The organism is Ruegeria alba (assembly GCF_022321465.1).
Lineage (GTDB): Bacteria > Pseudomonadota > Alphaproteobacteria > Rhodobacterales > Rhodobacteraceae > Ruegeria_B > Ruegeria_B alba.
In genome coordinates this window covers 661,052-678,266 of the sequence record NZ_JAKOEM010000001.1, presented here as the reverse complement: position 1 = coordinate 678,266, position 17,215 = coordinate 661,052, and the positions used below count along the sequence as shown (strand labels likewise).

The 17,215-nt window shown below is 64.8% G+C and carries 18 protein-coding genes; 7 read left to right on the top strand and 11 right to left on the bottom strand.

All coding sequences use genetic code 11. The annotated features are described in order from the left end of the window. Positions 1-12: 12 nt before the first annotated feature. Positions 13-1,572 carry a glutamine-hydrolyzing GMP synthase gene (gene guaA, locus MB818_RS03240; RefSeq protein WP_234136896.1) on the bottom strand — a complete coding sequence of 520 codons (1,560 nt, stop codon included), beginning with the start codon at positions 1,570-1,572 and terminating at the stop codon, positions 13-15. A gap of 236 nt (positions 1,573-1,808) precedes the next feature. On the opposite strand from guaA, the gene MB818_RS03235 reads away from it, so the two are divergent. Continuing rightward, positions 1,809-3,353 carry a trimethylamine methyltransferase family protein gene (locus MB818_RS03235; protein ID WP_234136895.1) on the top strand — a complete coding sequence of 515 codons (1,545 nt, stop codon included), beginning with the start codon at positions 1,809-1,811 and terminating at the stop codon, positions 3,351-3,353. A gap of 1 nt (position 3,354) precedes the next feature. On the opposite strand, the gene MB818_RS03230 is transcribed toward MB818_RS03235, so the two are convergent. Next, positions 3,355-3,654, bottom strand: a complete 300-nt coding sequence (locus MB818_RS03230) for a DUF6477 family protein (protein ID WP_234136894.1) — start codon at positions 3,652-3,654, stop codon at positions 3,355-3,357. Positions 3,655-3,895: 241 nt separating this feature from the next. On the opposite strand from MB818_RS03230, the gene MB818_RS03225 reads away from it, so the two are divergent. Then, the gene (locus MB818_RS03225; protein WP_238903922.1) at positions 3,896-5,050 is read left to right on the top strand and encodes a DUF6456 domain-containing protein; all 1,155 of its coding nucleotides are present in this window, start codon (positions 3,896-3,898) and stop codon (positions 5,048-5,050) included. A 41-nt stretch (positions 5,051-5,091) separates the two neighbouring features. Beyond that, positions 5,092-6,054: a hydrogen peroxide-inducible genes activator gene (locus MB818_RS03220; protein ID WP_238903920.1), complete on the top strand. Its 963-nt coding sequence runs from the start codon at positions 5,092-5,094 to the stop codon at positions 6,052-6,054. Here the strand turns inward: MB818_RS03220 and MB818_RS03215 are convergent. Continuing rightward, positions 6,051-6,686, bottom strand: coding sequence for an aquaporin (locus tag MB818_RS03215; RefSeq protein WP_234136890.1), 636 nt, complete (start codon positions 6,684-6,686; stop codon positions 6,051-6,053). The two genes, MB818_RS03220 and MB818_RS03215, sit on opposite strands and share 4 nt — an antisense overlap. A gap of 155 nt (positions 6,687-6,841) precedes the next feature. Continuing rightward, positions 6,842-7,390, bottom strand: coding sequence for a peroxiredoxin (locus tag MB818_RS03210; RefSeq protein WP_238903918.1), 549 nt, complete (start codon positions 7,388-7,390; stop codon positions 6,842-6,844). A gap of 197 nt (positions 7,391-7,587) precedes the next feature. On the opposite strand from MB818_RS03210, the gene lipA reads away from it, so the two are divergent. After that, positions 7,588-8,538 (top strand): lipoyl synthase, encoded by a 951-nt coding sequence (gene lipA, locus MB818_RS03205; RefSeq protein ID WP_234136888.1) that lies wholly within the window; start codon positions 7,588-7,590, stop codon positions 8,536-8,538. A 36-nt stretch (positions 8,539-8,574) separates the two neighbouring features. On the opposite strand, the gene MB818_RS03200 is transcribed toward lipA, so the two are convergent. Both MB818_RS03200 and MB818_RS03195 read right to left on the bottom strand, forming a co-directional pair. Beyond that, on the bottom strand, positions 8,575-9,459 hold the full coding sequence (locus MB818_RS03200; RefSeq protein WP_234215567.1) for a c-type cytochrome: 885 nt from the start codon (positions 9,457-9,459) through the stop codon (positions 8,575-8,577). A 58-nt stretch (positions 9,460-9,517) separates the two neighbouring features. Then, positions 9,518-9,994 carry a c-type cytochrome gene (locus MB818_RS03195; protein ID WP_234136886.1) on the bottom strand — a complete coding sequence of 159 codons (477 nt, stop codon included), beginning with the start codon at positions 9,992-9,994 and terminating at the stop codon, positions 9,518-9,520. A gap of 109 nt (positions 9,995-10,103) precedes the next feature. Between MB818_RS03195 and MB818_RS03190 the strand changes: the two genes are divergently transcribed. Continuing rightward, positions 10,104-10,955 carry a LysR family transcriptional regulator gene (locus MB818_RS03190; RefSeq protein ID WP_234136885.1) on the top strand — a complete coding sequence of 284 codons (852 nt, stop codon included), beginning with the start codon at positions 10,104-10,106 and terminating at the stop codon, positions 10,953-10,955. Positions 10,956-11,016: 61 nt separating this feature from the next. Here MB818_RS03190 and hpt read toward each other — a convergent pair whose 3' ends face one another. Beyond that, positions 11,017-11,559: a hypoxanthine phosphoribosyltransferase gene (hpt, locus tag MB818_RS03185; protein WP_234215569.1), complete on the bottom strand. Its 543-nt coding sequence runs from the start codon at positions 11,557-11,559 to the stop codon at positions 11,017-11,019. Positions 11,560-11,633: 74 nt separating this feature from the next. Between hpt and MB818_RS03180 the strand changes: the two genes are divergently transcribed. Beyond that, entirely contained in the window at positions 11,634-12,080 is a 447-nt protein-coding gene (locus MB818_RS03180) for a type II toxin-antitoxin system RatA family toxin (RefSeq protein ID WP_238903916.1), read from the top strand. A gap of 46 nt (positions 12,081-12,126) precedes the next feature. Beyond that, a complete protein-coding gene (locus tag MB818_RS03175; RefSeq protein WP_238903913.1) occupies positions 12,127-13,422 on the top strand; it encodes an MmgE/PrpD family protein in 1,296 nt (431 codons plus the stop codon). A gap of 166 nt (positions 13,423-13,588) precedes the next feature. On the opposite strand, the gene MB818_RS03170 is transcribed toward MB818_RS03175, so the two are convergent. From MB818_RS03170 to MB818_RS03155, 4 genes are all read right to left on the bottom strand, one after another. Then, positions 13,589-14,770 carry an ammonium transporter gene (locus MB818_RS03170; protein ID WP_238903911.1) on the bottom strand — a complete coding sequence of 394 codons (1,182 nt, stop codon included), beginning with the start codon at positions 14,768-14,770 and terminating at the stop codon, positions 13,589-13,591. A 154-nt stretch (positions 14,771-14,924) separates the two neighbouring features. Then, positions 14,925-15,404, bottom strand: a complete 480-nt coding sequence (locus tag MB818_RS03165) for a CinA family protein (RefSeq protein ID WP_234145558.1) — start codon at positions 15,402-15,404, stop codon at positions 14,925-14,927. Continuing rightward, positions 15,401-15,898, bottom strand: coding sequence for a phosphatidylglycerophosphatase A family protein (locus tag MB818_RS03160; RefSeq protein ID WP_238903909.1), 498 nt, complete (start codon positions 15,896-15,898; stop codon positions 15,401-15,403). Before MB818_RS03160 ends, MB818_RS03165 begins: the two co-directional genes overlap by 4 nt. Next, positions 15,895-17,028, bottom strand: coding sequence for a bifunctional 2-C-methyl-D-erythritol 4-phosphate cytidylyltransferase/2-C-methyl-D-erythritol 2,4-cyclodiphosphate synthase (locus MB818_RS03155; protein ID WP_238903907.1), 1,134 nt, complete (start codon positions 17,026-17,028; stop codon positions 15,895-15,897). The genes MB818_RS03160 and MB818_RS03155 overlap by 4 nt, the downstream gene beginning before the upstream one ends. Positions 17,029-17,215 lie beyond the last annotated feature (187 nt).

Here is a 17,215-nt window from a genome sequence, read left to right as displayed (position 1 = left end):
TGGGGGGCATGGTCACTCCCACTCGATGGTTCCCGGAGGTTTCGAGGTGATGTCATAGGTGCAGCGGTTGATGCCCTTGACCTCGTTGATGATCCGGGTAGCGGTTTCCCCCAGGAACTCGTGGGTGAACGGGTAGTAATCGGCGGTCATGCCATCGACCGACGTCACCGCCCGCAGGGCGCAGGCGTAATCATAGGTGCGCCCGTCGCCCATGACGCCGACGGTACGGACGGGAAGGATCGCAACGAAGGCCTGCCAGATCTCGTCATAGAGCCCGTGTTTGCGGATCTGGTCGATATAGATCGCGTCGGCCTCGCGCAGGATCTCCAGCTTTTCGCGGGTGATCTCACCGGGGCAGCGGATGGCCAGGCCCGGCCCGGGGAAGGGGTGCCGACCGATGAACGACTGGGGCAGGCCCAGTTCGCGGCCCAGCGCGCGGACCTCGTCCTTGAACAGCTCGCGCAGCGGCTCGACCAGTTTCAGACCCATCTTTTCCGGCAAGCCGCCCACATTGTGGTGGCTCTTGATCGTCACCGAGGGGCCACCCGAGAAGCTGACCGATTCGATCACGTCGGGGTAAAGCGTGCCCTGGGCGAGGAATTCGGCGCCCTCGATGGTGTCGGCATGTTTCTGGAACACGTCGATGAAAAGCTTGCCGATGATCTTGCGCTTGGTTTCCGGGTCGGACTGGCCGTCAAGCTCGCCCAGGAACAGGTCGGATTCGTCGGCATGGATGAGCTGGATGTTGTAGTTGTCGCGGAACATGCCGACGACCTCGGCCGCCTCGTTCTTGCGCAACAGCCCGTGATCGACAAAGACGCAGGTGAGCTGGTCGCCGATCGCCTCGTGAATGAGGATCGCGGCGACGGAACTGTCGACACCACCCGAGAGGCCGCAGATGACTTTCTTGTCGCCCACCTGCTCGCGGATCTTGCGGATCATCTCTTCGCGATAGGCGCCCATGGTCCAGTCGCCCTTGAACCCCGCCAGACGCACGAAGTTTTCGTAGAGCTTTGCGCCGTTCGGGGTGTGGTGCACCTCGGGGTGGAACTGCACCGCATAGAAATGCCGGCTGGTGTCGGCGGTGATGGCAAAGGGCGCGCCGGGAGAGGTGCCGTAGACCTCGAACCCGGGGGCGATTTCGGCCACGTGGTCGCCATGGCTCATCCAGACCTGTTCGCGGCCGTCGGCGAACCAGCCGTCGAGAATGTCGAGCGTGCCCTTGGGCGTGACATAGGCGCGGCCAAACTCGGCGGTGCCGTGGCCGGATTCGACGCGGCCGCCGAGCTGGGTCATCATCGTCTGCTGGCCATAGCAGATCCCCAGGATCGGCACGCCATAGTCGAAGATTTCCTGCGGCGCGCGGGGGCTGCCTTCGCGCGTGACGCTGTCGGGTCCGCCCGAGAAGATCACCGCCCGTGGCGCCATCTCGCGCACGAAGTCCATGGTGACATTCTGATAGGGGTGGATTTCGCAATAGACGTTCAGCTCGCGCAGGCGGCGCGCAATCAGCTGCGTTACCTGGCTGCCGAAGTCGATGATCAGAAGGCGGTCGTGGGATGTCTGGCTCATGTCAGGCTCTTAGGGCGCGGTCTGGCATTGCGCAAGAGGTGGCGCCGGAAAACGGCGCGTTTTCCGGGCCGTTTTCCATATGGAAAACGGTGCCGCGCCGGATCGGCGTGGCGCGCTGTCGCTCAAAGGCGCGTTACATGTCGCTTTTCCCCCCAGAGCGCCGCAATCCACGTTCGAAATCGGCAAGCGCCTGATAAAAGACAGTCCACGCTAACCAATCACCCAGGGGATCAACCATGGAAGAGGCAATGACCCGGCGACGCGCCCGGGGCGGCGGTGGTGCCGCCCGCCGTGCCGAACGCTCGGCGGTTGTGATCGAGACCGCCAAATACATCGAACGCAACATCCCCAATTTCGAGGTGCTCAACGAAGAGGCGCTCGAAATCATCGAGGCGAATGCCGAGACGGTGCTGGCCGAGATCGGTGTCAACTTCGTCAACAACCCCGCAGCACTGGAGCGCTGGCGCGCGGCCGGGGCCGAGGTCGAGGATGAGCGGGTGCGCATCCCCCGCGGGCTGGCGCGCAAGCTTTGCTCCACCGCCCCCAGCCAGTTCACCCAGCATGCCCGTAATCCCGAGAAATCGGTGGTTATCGGCGGTCGCAATCTGGTTCTGGCACCGGTTTATGGCCCGCCCTTCGTGCGTGACGCACAAGGTGGGCGCCGCTATGCGACCATGGCCGATTTCGAGAAATTCGTGAAGCTGGCCTATATGTCGAAATGGCTGCACCATTCCGGCGGCACCGTGTGCGAACCCACCGACATTCCGGTGAACAAGCGTCACCTGGACATGCTGATGGCGCATATGACATTGAGCGACAAGCCGTTCATGGGGTCTGTCACCGCGCCGGAGCGGGCGCAGGATTCGGTCGAGATGTGCGAGATCCTGTTCGGCAAGGAGTTCGTGCGCGACAACACGGTGATGACCTCGCTGGTCAACATCAACTCGCCGATGACCTTCGACGACATCATGATGGGCGCGCTCGAGGTCTATGCGGCCAGCAACCAGGCCTGCATCATCTCTCCGTTCATCGTCGGCGGCGCAATGGCGCCGGTGTCGGTGGCGGGTACGCTGACCCAGGTTCTCGCCGAGGTTCTGGCCGGTGTCGCCTATAGCCAGTTGATCCGCCCCGGCGCGCCGGTGATCTTTGGTGCCTTCGTGTCGTCGATCGACATGAATTCGGGCGCGCCCACCTTTGGTACGCCCGAGGCAAGCCTCGTCACCTATGGCGCCGGTCAGCTGGCGCGGCGTCTGGGCCTGCCGTTCCGCTCGGCGGGGTCGTTCTGCGGCTCGAAACTTCCCGATGCACAGGCGGCCTATGAAACCGCCAACTCGCTCAACATGGGGTTGCTCTCGGGCGTGAACTTCATGCTGCATGCCTGCGGCTGGCTCGAAGGTGGCCTGGTGGCGGATTTCGAGAAATTCGTCATGGATGCCGATCAGTTGGGCGCATTGCACGGGTTGGCCAAGGGCGTTCCCGTCGATGCCGAGCATCAGGCGATGGGCGCAATCCGCGAGGTGGGGCCGGGCGGCCACTACCTTGGCTGTGCCCATACCCAGGCCAATTTCAAATCCGCCTTCTGGAAATCCGAACTGCTCGACTACAAGCCGTTCGAAACCTGGGAGGAAGAGGGCGCGCGCGACACCTATGCGCTGGCCTCGGGCCGGGTTGAGAAACTGCTGGGGGCTTATCAGCAGCCCGCACTCGACCCCGAGATCGCCGGTGCGCTGGCGGCCTATGTGGCCGAGAAGAAGGCCTCGATGCCCGACGCCTTCATGTAAGTTACGCGTCTTGCGGGGCGTGGCTGGTCTGCACCAGCTGCGCCTCGCCCATCATGGCGATCAGCAGGTCCACGTGCCGGGGCAGCGAATATCCCGCATCCTCTGCGCGCCGCTGCTCGTCCAGAACCCTTTCCAGCTCCAACAGCCGCATCAGCGCCGCCGCCGGGCGCGGCAGCTTGCCGTATCCAAGGATACGTTGCAGGTGGCGGTCGCGGTTGTATTCCGCCTGGCCAAAGCGTGCGGCGCGGATCAGCAGGCGCGGGCGGCGCAGTTGCGATACCATGGACATCAGGTCCTGCATGACATTTCCTTTCCCTAACGATGTTCGCCACATTTCTGCCACAACCAATGCGGGTGTTGCTTTGATTTGGAAACTACCGTGCGCTGACTTCAGAACTGTTTATTCTTTCGAAACAATGATGGGCTGGTCAGCAGATATCTTAACGAACAAGTAACCAATGCAACCATAAGGTGTGTGCGCAACTCGGGGGATAACTGCTGGATAAAAGGGTCAGTCAATTTGCCTTTGAGGGTAGGACACGATGGGTAACTGGGCAGAAAACGCCGTCCCCGGCTGGGTTCCCGAAAGCGCGCAGCGCTATCTGGCACATACCGAGGCGGGGTTCTCGATCCGGGATCTGGCACGCGGGGCGGGGTGTCATGCCTCGACCGTGCTGCGCCAGATCCGGCGGGTTGAAATGCGGCGGGACGATCCCCTGGTGGACGCGGCGCTCGAAGCATTGGCGGCCACTCATTTCCCGCCGCTGAAACTCAGCAGATCGCCGGTTTCGCGCGGTGGCGACAAGCCAGAGGATACCGCCCCGATGACGAAGCCCGCCCAACAGATCGAGGAGACCCCCGACGCCGCCACCTTTGACCTCGAGGCCACGCGTATCCTGAGGCGGCTATGCGAAAGCGGCGCGGTGCTGGCGGTGGCCGAGGATATGGACAAGGCCGTGGTGGTGCGCGACGATGGCAAGGGCGGCAATACCCGCACCGCCGTGGTCAGCTGCGCCATGGCGCAGGCGCTGGCGCTCAAGGACTGGATCGCCTGCGACAAGCCGGGCCGGATCAGCCGGTATTACCTGACCACCGCCGGGCGTGGCGCCCTGGGCCGGCTGCTGGCCGAGGCCGAGAACCGCGCCCGCGCCGCGCAGGACGGGTTCGCCGAGGCGCAAAGCCCCTTTGCGGCGCAACACCGGGTGATGGGGGAAAAAACCGTGGCGGGTGAGGCCGGTGAACGGCCGCGCCGGGTGCGCTACAACATGGCGGAAAGTCCCCTGATCGCGCTGGCCCGGCGCAAGGATCGTGATGGTCAGCCCTTTCTGGACGACATGCTGGTGCGCGCGGGCGAGCGGCTGCGCGAGGATTTCGAACTGGCGCAGATGGGTCCCAACATCGCGCAGAACTGGGACCGGTTCCTGACCGGCGGCGCGCGGGGCGGCTTTCAGCCCGACAGCGGTGTCGGTCACGGCCCCGAGGCTGCCCGCGACCGCGTGGCGCGCGCGCTATCCGAGCTTGGGCCGGGGCTGAGCGACGTGGCGCTGCGCTGCTGTTGCTACCTCGAAGGGCTGGAACTGGCCGAAAAACGCATGGGCTGGTCGGCGCGGTCCGGCAAGATCGTGCTGCGCATCGCCCTGCAACGGCTCAAGCGGCATTACGAGGAACAGAGCGGGCGCGACCGGCTGATCGGATAATCTCGGGTTGTTGCCGGGGGTGATTGCGATATGCTTCGCCTATGAGCTTCACCCTCCGGCAACTCCATTATTTCAAGGCCCTGGTCGAGCAGCGCAACTTTGGCCGTGCGGCCGAGGCCTGCCATGTCTCGCAGCCCGCGCTGTCGGTTCAGATCCGCGCCCTCGAAGAGGTTCTGGGCGGACCGCTGGTCGAGCGGCGCGCGCGTGACGTGGTGCTGACGCCGCTGGGGCGCAGCGTGCTGCCACTTGTCGATCAGGCGCTGGCCAGCGCCGACCGGCTTGACCGGTTCGCGCGGGATCAGGCGGGCGCGGCAAGCCTGTCTCTGGGCCTCATTCCCACCATGGCGCCCTATCTGCTGCCCGGCGTGTTGGCGGAACTCAGGGCGCAGAACCTGTCCTTGCGGGTGCATGTGCGCGAGGCGCGCACCGAACAACTGTTGCAGGCGCTGCACAAGGGAGAGCTGGACGCGGCGGTACTGGCCCTGCCGGTGTCGCAGGCGGGGCTGACATCGGTCGAGCTGTTTCGCGACCGGTTCCTGCTGGCCGGGTCCGAGGCCCGTCTGGCGCGTCTGGCTCAGGGGGCCGAGGCGCCGCGCCCCACCGATCTGCAACCCGCGCAGTTGATGCTGCTTGAGGATGGCCATTGCCTGACCGATCAGGCGCTCGAGGTCTGTGGCCATGACCGGGCGGCGGCCGGGATCAACATGGGCGCCTCGTCGTTGGCCACGCTGTCAAGACTGGTGGCCGAGGGATTCGGTCTCACCCTGATGCCGGAGCTGGCAGCGCGCTCGGAACTGGCCGCCGTGTCGGGGCTGAGGCTGCATCGGTTCCCGGCGCCGGAACCGGCCCGTACCGTTGGGCTGGTGCGGCGCAGCTCGACCTATCGGGCGCGCTGGTTCGACGATCTGGAGCGGATCATCAGGCAGGTGGGCGAGGGTATCGTTTCGGAAACGCGCAAGGCCCCTCCGCCGCAACCGTCGGAAGGGCTGGGTGCCGCGGGCTAGGCGCGTGTCAGCCCGTTCTTGTGCAGGATGCCAGCCAGAGCACCACCCGCCAGGGGCGCCACCAGGAACAGCCACAGCTGCGCCAATGCCGCGCCGTCGAACAGGTTGCTGGCAATGGACCGGGCCGGATTGACCGAGACACCGGTGATGGCGATGCCCGCGATATGGATCAATGTCAGGGTCAGGCCGATGGCCAGCCCGGCCACCGGGGTCGCATGCCCGTCCTGGGTCGCGCCAAGGATCACGGTCACAAAGAGGAAGGTCGCCACCACCTCGAAAATCAGTGCCGCCGCCAGGCCCTGCGGGCCGATCATGTTCTTGGCCATGGCCGGATCGCCGCTCATCGCGAGAATGACAAAGGCCGCCGCCAGCCCGCCCACGACCTGCGCCACCCAGTAGCCGATCATCTCGGGCATCGACATCCGCCCGGCCATGAAGGCGCCGATGCTGACCGCCGGGTTCAGATGCGCGCCCGAGATCGGGCCGATCCCATAGGCCATGGCCACCACCGCCAGACCAAAGGACAGGCTGATGCCCAGCGCGCCTACCTGATCGGCCATGAAGGTGATGGTCGAAAAACTCATGAAGACCAGCGTGAACGTGCCGATCACTTCTGCAATATTCTTTTTCATGTTCCCTCCCGTGGGGGTATTCCCCTGAATTGATATGCCGGCAGTTGCCGTGTCTTTTTGCCTTATGAAAAAAATCTAACTCACCAGACGGGAAAAAAGTCAAAAAAATACCCGCGCAAGTCGCGCGGGTATCGAAAAATGTGTCGGGCCAGGGGTCAGGCGGCGATTTCGCTGTTTGTCGCGACAAGCCAATTCAGCACCGTTTCAGGCGACGAGACGCCATAGGGGTCCTCGGGGCAGTTGTCCATCAGACCGGGTTCTTCGAACCAGGCCTCGATCTTGCCGTCATTGACAATGGCCGCATAGCGCCACGAGCGCATGCCGAAACCCAGATTGTCCTTGTCCACCAGCATGCCCATCTTGCGGGTGAACTCGCCCGAGCCATCGGGGATCACGGCGACGTTCTTCAGGCCCTGCGCTTCGGCCCATTTGTTCATGACAAAGCTGTCATTCACCGACATGCAATAGATCGCGTCGATGCCCTGGGCCTGGAAATCGCCAAAGCCGTTTTCGAAACCGGGCAGCTGGTAGGTCGAGCAGGTGGGGGTGAAGGCGCCGGGCAGCGAAAAGAGCACCACGCGCTTGCTCGCGAAATAGTCGGCGGTGGTCATGTCCTGCCAGCGATAGGGGTTCGGGCCGCCGACGGCCTCGTCGCGCACGCGGGTGCGGAAGGTGACATTGGGAAGGGATGCTCCGGTCTTCATCAGACGATCTCCTTGGAATTTCAATAGGTCGGGCGACGGTTAGAGCGATTCCAAACTGGCTTCAACCGGGGAAATGCTGCGTGTGCAGCATCGCGCCGCCCCGAGAATGCATGGCGGTCATGCAGCAGTGGCCTTACTTGTGACGCCGCGTTATGTTAGAGGGTGCCGCAACCGTTCCAGCCAAGGGAAACCGACCCGTGCGTGACCTGAAGATCCCCGAGCAGCGCCACCCTGAAAAGGCGCATCGCCCCGATCAGTCGCAACCCAAGAAACCGGACTGGATCCGGGTCAAGGCGCCGGGGGGCAAGGGCTATGCCGATACACGCCGGATCATGCGCGACAACAACCTGGTCACCGTGTGTGAAGAGGCCGGATGCCCCAATGTCGGCGAATGCTGGAGCCAGGGCCACGCCACCATGATGATCATGGGCGAGATCTGTACGCGCGGCTGCACCTTTTGCAACATCGCCACCGGGCGCCCCGATGCGCTGGACGCGTTCGAACCGGGCCGGGTGGCGCATGCGGTCGAGAAACTGGGCCTGAACCATGTGGTGATCACCAGCGTCGACCGCGACGACCTGGACGATGGCGGGGCCGAGCATTTTGCCCAGACCATTCGCGCCATCCGGCATCGCAGCCCCTCGACCACGATCGAGATTCTGACACCCGATTTCCTGAAATGCGCGCCCGAAGTGCTGGAGGTTGTGGTTGCGGCGAAACCGGATGTGTTCAACCACAATCTGGAAACCGTGCCGGGCCTCTACCCCGAGGTACGTCCCGGCGCGCGCTATTTCCATTCGCTGCGCCTACTCCAGCGGGTCAAGGAACTGGATCCGTCGATCTTTACCAAATCCGGCATCATGGTCGGCCTGGGAGAGACCGAACAGCAGGTGCGCCAGGTGATGGACGACATGCGCGCCGCCGATATCGATTTCCTGACCATCGGCCAGTATCTGCAACCGACGCCGAAACACCACCGGGTCGACCGTTTCGTCACGCCCGAAGAATTCGCCTCTTATGAAAAGGCCGCCTATGGCAAGGGCTTCCTGATGGTTTCGGCAACGCCGCTGACGCGCTCGTCCTATCATGCGGGTGACGATTTTGCGCGGCTGCGGGATGCGCGGCAGAAAAAGCTCGGCCTGGCCTGACATCCGATGCGCCAGTCCTGACCGGCGCGGGCGCGGTCAGTTTGCGGGTAGCGCCTTGAGATAGGCGGCAATGGCCGCACGGTCCTCGGGCGGCAGTTGTGCGGTGTTCTGGATCACATCCGCCATGGCGCCGCCGGCGCTGTCGTAATCGGGGGTAAACCCGGTTTCCAGGTAATAGGCGATGTCCTCGGCGCTCCACTTCAGCGTCCCCGGCGTCAGGTCGGGAAACCGGCCCTTGCTGCCGGGGATCGGACCGCCGGACAGCCATTTGTCGCGCTGCAATCCGCCCAGCGCATCGCGCGGGGTGTGGCATTCGCCGCAATGTCCCAGCGCCTCGACCAGATAGCGCCCGCGTGCGATCTGGTCGTCGGCGGGGTCGGTCATCACCCAGCCTTTGCCCGTGTTGAGCTGTTTCCACATCCCCAGGCCCCGCCGGATGTTGAAGGGAAAGCCCACGTCATGCGCCCGGCTGGGCGTATCCGAGACGGGCAGGGTGATCAGATAGGCATAGAGATCGGCGATATCGCCCAGTTCCGCGTTGGCGTAGGAGACGAAAGGAAAGGCGGGGTAATAATGCTGCCCCTCGGGCGAGGTGCCGTGCTTCATGGCATTGACCAGGTCCAGCAGGCTCCAGCCGCCGATCCCGTGTTCGGGTGAGGGCGAGATATTGGGTGCGTAGAACGTGCCGAAGGGGCTGGCAAAGCCTTCTCCCCCGGCCAGAACCAGCTTGGTTTCACCCTCGGCACCCGGCGCCGCATGGCACGAGGCGCAACCGGCAGCGGCAAAGACCAGCGCGCCACGCTGTGCATCGCCCGCGACACCTTCCAAACCGCCCTGAACCAGGCGTTCGGGCCGGGTGAGCAGCCAGAACACCGCAAGGCCGGCAAGCGCCAGCACCGCACCGATGCGCAAGAGCTTCATCCGCGCCTCCGTCAGAAACAAGGAACCGGTCCCAGTCTAGCCGGGACCGGCGCGCGCGTCACTCTTCGGCGCGGAAGGGCTTGTGACACCCGCCGCAAGAGGCGCCAACCGGGCCGATGGCCCCGCGCAGCGCCTCGAGGTCGGTCCCGGCGGCGGCCTGCAGGGCCGCGACCGCTTCACCCATCGCCTGCGACTTGGCGCCGATATCCGAATCGGCGGCCCAGATTGCGGGAAGGGCGCGGGTCCCCTCGACCGAGGCATTGTCAGACCCGGCGGGCCAGGCGGTGGGCATCCAGATCGACTTGGCGGCGGCCAGGTTGTTGGCGGCCTGCGCGGCGGCTTCGGCGTCGTATTCGGCTTCGCCCTTGGCCATGGCGCCAAGAATGCCCAGGTTGAAGGCATAGAGCGTCATCTGCGCCTGGCGGGCCTTGATTTCACGCGCGAATTCGCCCTGTGCGTGGCTACCGGCCAGGGCCAGCCCCCCCACGGCACACAGCGTGGCGGCGGCGATGGCGGTCTTGGTCTTTGCAAACATGTCCCGTCTCCGTTGCGAAAAAGATAATGACAACATCTCCAAGTGTACTTGTGTTAATCTTAGCGGATAGTCTGCATTTCTGGTTAAAGGGTCTTAAATCTTGCACAGATTGAACTGGGACGACCTGCAATTTGTCTTGGCGGTGGTCGAGGCGGGCAGTGTGGCGGGGGCGTCCCGGCAGATGGGGGTCAATCACGCCACCGTTCTGCGCCGGATCGCCGCCTTTGAGGAGAGTGTCGGCACCCAGGTGTTCGACCGGACCCCGCGTGGCTATGTTCTTAGACCCGATCGGTTGCGCCTGATCGCGGCAGCGCGCGAGGTAGGGCAGGCGGTGCAGTCGGTGCACCAGCTGGCGCAGGGGCTGGACGCGCCCCTGGCCGGTCACGTGCGGGTGACCTCGACCGATACGCTGTGCCAGAGCCTGCTGCCCGAGATCCTGGCCGATCTGCGCCAAAGCGCGGGGGAATTGCGGCTGTCGCTTATCTCGACCAACAGCCATCTGAACCTGTCGCGGCTCGAGGCCGAATTGACCCTGCGCCCCGCGCCGGTGCTGCCCGAGGGTTTGGTTGGCGAAAGCCCGGTCAGCATGGCCTTTGCAGCCTATGTGGCACCGGGTTGCAATAACGCGGGCTGGCTCGGCTTTGACGGAGCGATGCGGAGGTCGCGACCCTGGGCCTGGCTGGAACCGCAACTGGAACCTGGCGCGGCAATCGGATCGGCCGACAGTTTCCTGGTGCTGCGCGAGATGGTGGCGCAGGGGCTGGGCCGGGCCTTGCTGCCCTGTTTCATCGCCCGCAACGATCCCCGATTGGTACGGCTTGATGTCGGACTGCCACCCGAGACCGCAACCCCGATCTGGGTCGCCTGTCACGAGGAACTGGCCGATGTGCCGCGCCTGATCCGGGTCCGTGGCCTGCTCTGCCAGGCGCTGCGTGACCGGGCGGCGCAACTCGGCCCGTGAGCCGGGACCAAGAAAATTCGACGAATTTTCTTGGCCTGCGCCGCGCCTGATGCGCGCGGCCTCAGGCTTCGGTAAAGCGCACCTTGCCGATGAAGGGCAGGTTGCGGTTGCGTTGGGCAAAGTCGATGCCATAGCCGACGACGAATTCATCGGGTATCTCGAAGCCGATCCAGTCGGAGCGGAAATCCACCTCGCGCCGGCTGGGTTTGTCCAGCAGGGCGATGGATTTCAGGCGTTTGGGCTGACGGCTGAGCAACAGATGCGTGACATGGTTCAGCGTGTGGCCGGTATCGACGATATCCTCGACCACCAGCACGTCGCGCCCCTCGATCGGGCTGCGCAGATCCTTGAGGATGCGCACCTCGCGGCTCGATTCCATCGCGTCGCCATAAGAGGAGGCTTCGAGGAAATCGACCTCGATCGGCAGGTCCAGTTCGCGTACCAGATCGGCGATGAACACGAAACTGCCGCGCAACAGGCCCACCACGACCAGCTTGTCGGTATCGGCGAACTCGGTCTGGATCTCACGGCACAGCGCCTCGATCCGCGCCGCGATGGCCTTGGCCGAGATCATCTCGTCAATCACATAAGCGCGGTCAGTCATCGCAGCCCCCTTGATCTTTGGCGCGCAACATACGAAATCACGCGCCATTGTCACCAACAAATACCCAAGGACAGATGCCCACACATTCGGAAACACGTCGCCTGCCCTATACCGCCCAGCAGATGTACGATCTGGTTGCCGATGTGGCGAAATATCCGCAATTCCTGCCCTGGTGCGCCGCGGCCCGGATCCGAAGCATTACGCCGCAGGGTGCGGCGCAGGTGATGGAGGCCGATCTGGTGATCTCGTTCAAGGTGTTCCGCGAACGGTTCGGCAGCCGGGTGACCCTGTTTCCAAAGGATATGCGGATCGACACCGAATACCTGGACGGGCCGTTCAAATACCTGAAATCCGACTGGGCCTTTGCCGATGCACCCGAGGGGAGCTGCGACGTCTCCTTTCACGTGGATTTCGAGTTCAGGAACGCCATCCTGCAAGGGGTGATCGGTCTCGTGTTCAACGAGGCGATGCACCGGATCGTGCGCGCGTTCGAGGAACGGGCACGGGCGCTTTACGGCTGAGCGATGCCCTCTTTACGCGGGTCCGTCCGGCGCTAGACTGCGCGTCATGCCAGATTTGACACGCGCCTTTGCCGATTTCGCTACCGGTTCCATCACCACGACGCCCGCCGCCCGGCTGGTCACGTCGCTATCCGCGCTTGACTGGATCGCGGTCGGTCGGGCCGGGGTCGAGGAGCCGGTCTCGCGCATCCTGCGCGAGATGGTGCTGGATGAGGGCGGAACCGGGCGCGCGCATCTGTTCGGTGGCGGCGCGGCCCCCCTGCGCGGCGCGGCGCTGGTCAACGGCACCGTGTCCCATGCGCTGGATTACGACGACACTCATTTCGCCCATATCGGCCACCCTTCGGTGGCGGTGTTTCCCGCCGTGCTGGCCATGGCAGAGGCGCGCGATGCCGCGATCGTCGAACTGTTGGAGGCGGCGCTGGTGGGTATGGAGCTCTCGGTGCGCGTGGGACTCTGGCTGGGGCGCGGGCATTATCAGGCGGGGTTTCATCAGACCGCCACGGCGGGCGCCTTTGGTGCCGCCGCCGCCGCCGGGCGGCTGGCTGGGCTGACGCCGGAGCGGATGGCGCTGGCGCTGGGGCTGACCGCCACCCGCGCCGCCGGTCTCAAGGCGCAGTTCGGCACCATGGGTAAACCCTATAACGCGGGTCTGGCCGCCGCCGCCGGGATCGAGGCAGTGGAACTGGTGCGGCGCGGCTTTGTCGCCAATCCGCTGGCGATGGAGGGCGAATACGGCTTTGGCGCCACCCATCACGGCGCGGATGAGATGTCGGCGCTGGAGGGCCTGGGTGAAAGCTGGCTGTTCGAACAGGTCAGCCACAAGTTCCATGCTTGCTGCCACGGGCTGCATGCGGCGCTGGAAGCGGCGCGCAGCCTGGATATCGCCGCGCCCGAGGTGGCCACATTGACGGTTCGCACCCATCCGCGCTGGCTGAGCGTGTGCAACCAGCCCGCGCCCACCACCGGGCTGGGGGCCAAGTTCTCGTATGGCACGGTGCTGGCAATGCGGGCGCTGGGGCATGATACCGCGCGGCTTGACAGTTATAGCGATGCCATTTGCGCCGATCCCCGGCTGATCCAGCTGCGCGACCGGGTGGAGGTCATCGGTGACGAAAGCCTGAGCGAGACCCAGGCGCATCTGTCGCTCTTGCGCCGCGACGGTCAGCGACAGGAGGTGAGCCATGACCTGATGGCGCCACTGACGCTTGCCGAGCGCGAGGAACGCGTGCGCGCCAAGGCGGCCAAGCTGATCGGGGGCGGGGCCGCCGACGAGATCTGGGCCTTGCTGCGCACCGGCGGCGGGGCGGCTGATCTGGCGTCGCGTTTGACCGCTGGCTGAAGCGGTATCGCGCGTGCCGCGCGATGCCTCCGGCGGGGATATTTACAGCAAGAGGAAAAAGGGGGTCTTCAAGGGGAGAGGCTGAGCTACCGACCAGAGAAAAGGCGGACCCCTTCTCAGAGATCCGCCTGAGCCCTTGAAGGGCGTCGGAACAGCCGAGGTGGGCTCAGCTGCTCATGTCATAGGCCCGTTCCCCATGCACGGAGAGGTCGAGCCCGTTTGTTTCGGTCTCGGCATCTACGCGAAGCGGGGTGATGAGTGCAACCACCTTGACCAACACGATGGTGACAACTGCCGTGAAAACACCCACGATGACCAGCCCGCCCAGCTGCGCGGCCCAGCTGCCGGCGCCAAGAACGGCGATCATGAGCGTGCCAAAGATGCCGCCGACCCCGTGCACGGCAAAGACGTCGAGCGTATCGTCGATCTTGAGCGTGTTGCGCACCAGATTGACCGCCTCCTGACACAGGATCCCGGCGATGGCGCCAATGAGCAGTGCTGCGGCGGGGCCGACGAAGCCGCTGGCGGGGGTGATCGAGGCAAGACCTGCGATGGTGCCGGTGACGAGGCCGACCAGCGAGGCCTTGCCGTATTTGATCCGCTCCCACAGCGCCCAGCTGAGCGAGGCGGTGGCGGCCGAGATATGGGTGACGGTCAGCGCCATGGCGGCACCACCATCGGCGGCCAGCTGCGAACCGCCGTTGAAGCCGAACCAGCCCACCCACAGCATCGCCGCACCGATCATCACGAAACCGGGATTATGCGGCGGGGTGGTGCGGTTCCGGCGCGGCCCCAGCACGACGGCGATGATCAGGGCCGCCAGACCAGCAGTTTCGTGCACCACGATGCCGCCGGCGAAATCCTTGACGCCCGTCTCGCCAAAGATGCCGCCATCGGCCAGCATGCCGCCGCCCCAGATCCAATGCACCACCGGCGCATAACAAAGCAGCATCCAGAGGCCCGAGAAGGTGAGGACAAAGCCGAAGCCCACGCGCTCGACATAGGCGCCGACGATCAGGGCGGGGGTGATGATGGCGAATGTCATCTGGAAGGCAAAGAACAGGATCTCGGGCAGGGTGCCGCTGAGGCTGTCGGCGGTGACACCGGCCAGCATCACCTTGTCCAGCCCGCCCCAGAACCCCGATGAACCGCCGCCAAAGGCGATGGAGTAGCCCGCCACCAGCCAGAGCACGCTCATCAGACAGGCAATGGCGAAACAGTGCATGAAGACGCTCAGCACGTTGCGGGCGCGCACGAGGCCGCCATAGAACAGGGCCAGCCCCGGCAATGTCATGAAGAGGACCAGGGCCGTGGCCACGATGATCCAGGCGGTATCGGCTCCGTTCATGGGCCGCTCTCCTTTGCTGCGAATGCGAGTGGTGAGAGCGGTTGTGCGGATTTCAGGCGCGGGAAAAAGAGGCGGCCTGCCGGAAACCTGCCTGTTTTTGCCGCTTTTTTTCAAGTGATGAAAAAAGTGGCGCTTTGGCTCCGGCTTTGCCGGTTCAGGCGGCGATCATGGAAAGGCCGCGATCCAGCAACGCCAGGGCATGGTCGCGGGCGGCTGCGCGCACCTGGGCACGGCCCAACGCGCCGAACTCGACCGTTTCGCTGCTGGTGGCGATGCCATCGCCCGCCAGCGCGAAACAGACCCGACCCTCGGGCTTGAACTCGGACCCGCCGGGCCCTGCGATGCCGGTGATCGACACCGCCAGCGTGGCGCGGGAATGATCCAGCGCGCCCTCGGCCATTTCGCGCGCGACCTGTTCGGACACCGCTCCATGCGCGTCGAGCGTGGCCTTGCGCACGCCCAGCATTTCTTGCTTGGCGCTGTTGGAATAGGTGACGAACCCGCGTTCGACCACGTCGGAACTGCCGGGAATGTCGGTCAGGGCGGCGATCACCATTCCGCCGGTGCAGCTTTCGGCGGTGGCGATTCTGGTCTCCTGTTTTCGGGCACGCTCCAACAGGTCGGCAACAGTCATAGGCCCAGTACTCCATGGAAAAGCCCCGCCAGCAGCGCGGTGCCGATGGCGGCGAAAAGACCGGCGATGATATCGTCCAGCATCACCCCCGTCGGGTCGCCCCGGCGGTCGGCCCAGCCGACCGGGCCGGGTTTGGTGATGTCGAACAGGCGAAACAGGATAAAGGCCGCGATCCAGCCGGGCCAGAGCGCCGAGATGTCGAGCCCGTGCAACCACGCGGGCAGGGACAGCGCCCAAAGCGCCAGGAACTGGCCCGCCACTTCGTCGATGACGATTTCCGAGGGGTCGTGATCTGCCTGACCCTCGGTCATCACCCGCGTTGCCCAGAGCCCGGCGAAATAAGTGCCCGCGGTGGCCAGCGCCAGCAGGGGAAAGCCGCCCATCTGATGCAGGACCCAGGCCAGCGGCAGCGCGGCAAGCGACCCCCAGGTGCCCGGCGCGGGGCGCAGATAGCCGACCCCGCCGACGGTACCGATCAGCGATGCAACGCTCATGGTTTCACCAGACAGGCGGTGGCCAGCGCGGCGATCCCTTCTCCCCGGCCGGTGAAACCCAGCCGTTCGGATGTGGTGGCCTTGACCGAGATACGGGTTGCCTCCAGCCCCATGATGCGGGCCATTTCCTTTTGCATTGCAATAGCATGCGGACCGATCTTGGGGTATTCACAAACCAGCGTGCAGTCGATGTTCGAGACAGTGAAACCGCGCGCGCGCACCAGATCGACCGCGTGACGCAGAAAGATCTCGCTGGCCGCGCCCTTCCATTGCGGGTCCGAAGGCGGAAAATGGCGGCCGATATCGCCCTCGGCCAGCGCGCCATAGAGGGCGTCGGTGACCGCATGCATGCCCACATCGGCATCGGAATGGCCCTGCAAACCCCGGTCGTGCGGCACCTTGATCCCGCAAAGGATCACGTGATCGCCCGGTCCGAACCGGTGCACGTCATATCCATTGCCAAGCCTTACATCCATGTCCTGCCTCAATATCCGTTCGGCGCGGGCGAAATCCTCGGCCCGCGTGATTTTCAGGTTGTCTGGGTCGCCCGGCACGATGGCCACGGTCAACCCGGCGGCGCGCGCCACCTCGACGTCATCCGCCGCAGCGCCCGGGTGGGCGGCATGGGCCGCGACGATCGCGTCATAGCGAAAGCCCTGCGGCGTCTGCGCGGCAAACAGCCCGTCACGGTCGCGGGTGCCGGTCACCAAGCCCTCGGCCCCGGTCCAGAGCGCATCGGTCACCGCCAGTCCCGGCGCCGCGCCGGGATGGCTGTCGAGCGCGTCCAGTACGGCGCGAATGGTGTCCTTTGAAACGCAGGGCCGCGCCACGTCATGGATCAGCACTTTGGTTATGCCCAGACCGTCCAGCGCCGCCAGCCCGTTCTGAACCGAGCCCGCACGATCGTCTCCGCCCGGCGCCAGGATCAGCGGGGTCTGCGCGAATTCCTTCCACGCATCGCGGTCCTCGGGATTCAGCACCAGAACCACGTAACCGATCTGCGGGGTGGCAAAGCGTTCCAGCGTCCAGTCGGCCACCCGGCGCCCGGCCAGCGGGCGCCATTGTTTCGGCACGCCACCGCCCGCGCGGGTGCCGCGCCCGGCGGCAACGATGATGGCGGCTGTGGTCATGGCGGTCCTCGGGGCGCGGGTAGGCGGGTATTGCCCGATCTTTATGGGGTGACGCCTTCGCTGGCAATGACCCGTGGTGAAGCGATTAAAAATTAGGCAGATGCGTAATTGATGACCCTTGATTGGGTGCGATTCATTGTGCAATGGCCGTGGCTTCATTACCAAGACCTCAATTGCACAAGGATTA

Coding starts and splice junctions, on each gene's coding strand:
- MB818_RS03180 (WP_238903916.1), top strand. CDS start 11,634: ATGCCCACACATTCGGAAACACGTCGCCTGCCCTATACCGCCCAGCAG.
- hpt (WP_234215569.1), bottom strand. CDS start 11,559: ATGACTGACCGCGCTTATGTGATTGACGAGATGATCTCGGCCAAGGCC.
- MB818_RS03175 (WP_238903913.1), top strand. CDS start 12,127: ATGCCAGATTTGACACGCGCCTTTGCCGATTTCGCTACCGGTTCCATC.
- guaA (WP_234136896.1), bottom strand. CDS start 1,572: ATGAGCCAGACATCCCACGACCGCCTTCTGATCATCGACTTCGGCAGC.
- MB818_RS03165 (WP_234145558.1), bottom strand. CDS start 15,404: ATGACTGTTGCCGACCTGTTGGAGCGTGCCCGAAAACAGGAGACCAGA.
- MB818_RS03195 (WP_234136886.1), bottom strand. CDS start 9,994: ATGTTTGCAAAGACCAAGACCGCCATCGCCGCCGCCACGCTGTGTGCC.
- MB818_RS03230 (WP_234136894.1), bottom strand. CDS start 3,654: ATGCAGGACCTGATGTCCATGGTATCGCAACTGCGCCGCCCGCGCCTG.
- MB818_RS03235 (WP_234136895.1), top strand. CDS start 1,809: ATGGAAGAGGCAATGACCCGGCGACGCGCCCGGGGCGGCGGTGGTGCC.
- MB818_RS03200 (WP_234215567.1), bottom strand. CDS start 9,459: ATGAAGCTCTTGCGCATCGGTGCGGTGCTGGCGCTTGCCGGCCTTGCG.
- MB818_RS03170 (WP_238903911.1), bottom strand. CDS start 14,770: ATGAACGGAGCCGATACCGCCTGGATCATCGTGGCCACGGCCCTGGTC.
- MB818_RS03225 (WP_238903922.1), top strand. CDS start 3,896: ATGGGTAACTGGGCAGAAAACGCCGTCCCCGGCTGGGTTCCCGAAAGC.
- MB818_RS03160 (WP_238903909.1), bottom strand. CDS start 15,898: ATGAGCGTTGCATCGCTGATCGGTACCGTCGGCGGGGTCGGCTATCTG.
- MB818_RS03215 (WP_234136890.1), bottom strand. CDS start 6,686: ATGAAAAAGAATATTGCAGAAGTGATCGGCACGTTCACGCTGGTCTTC.
- MB818_RS03210 (WP_238903918.1), bottom strand. CDS start 7,390: ATGAAGACCGGAGCATCCCTTCCCAATGTCACCTTCCGCACCCGCGTG.
- MB818_RS03220 (WP_238903920.1), top strand. CDS start 5,092: ATGAGCTTCACCCTCCGGCAACTCCATTATTTCAAGGCCCTGGTCGAG.
- MB818_RS03155 (WP_238903907.1), bottom strand. CDS start 17,028: ATGACCACAGCCGCCATCATCGTTGCCGCCGGGCGCGGCACCCGCGCG.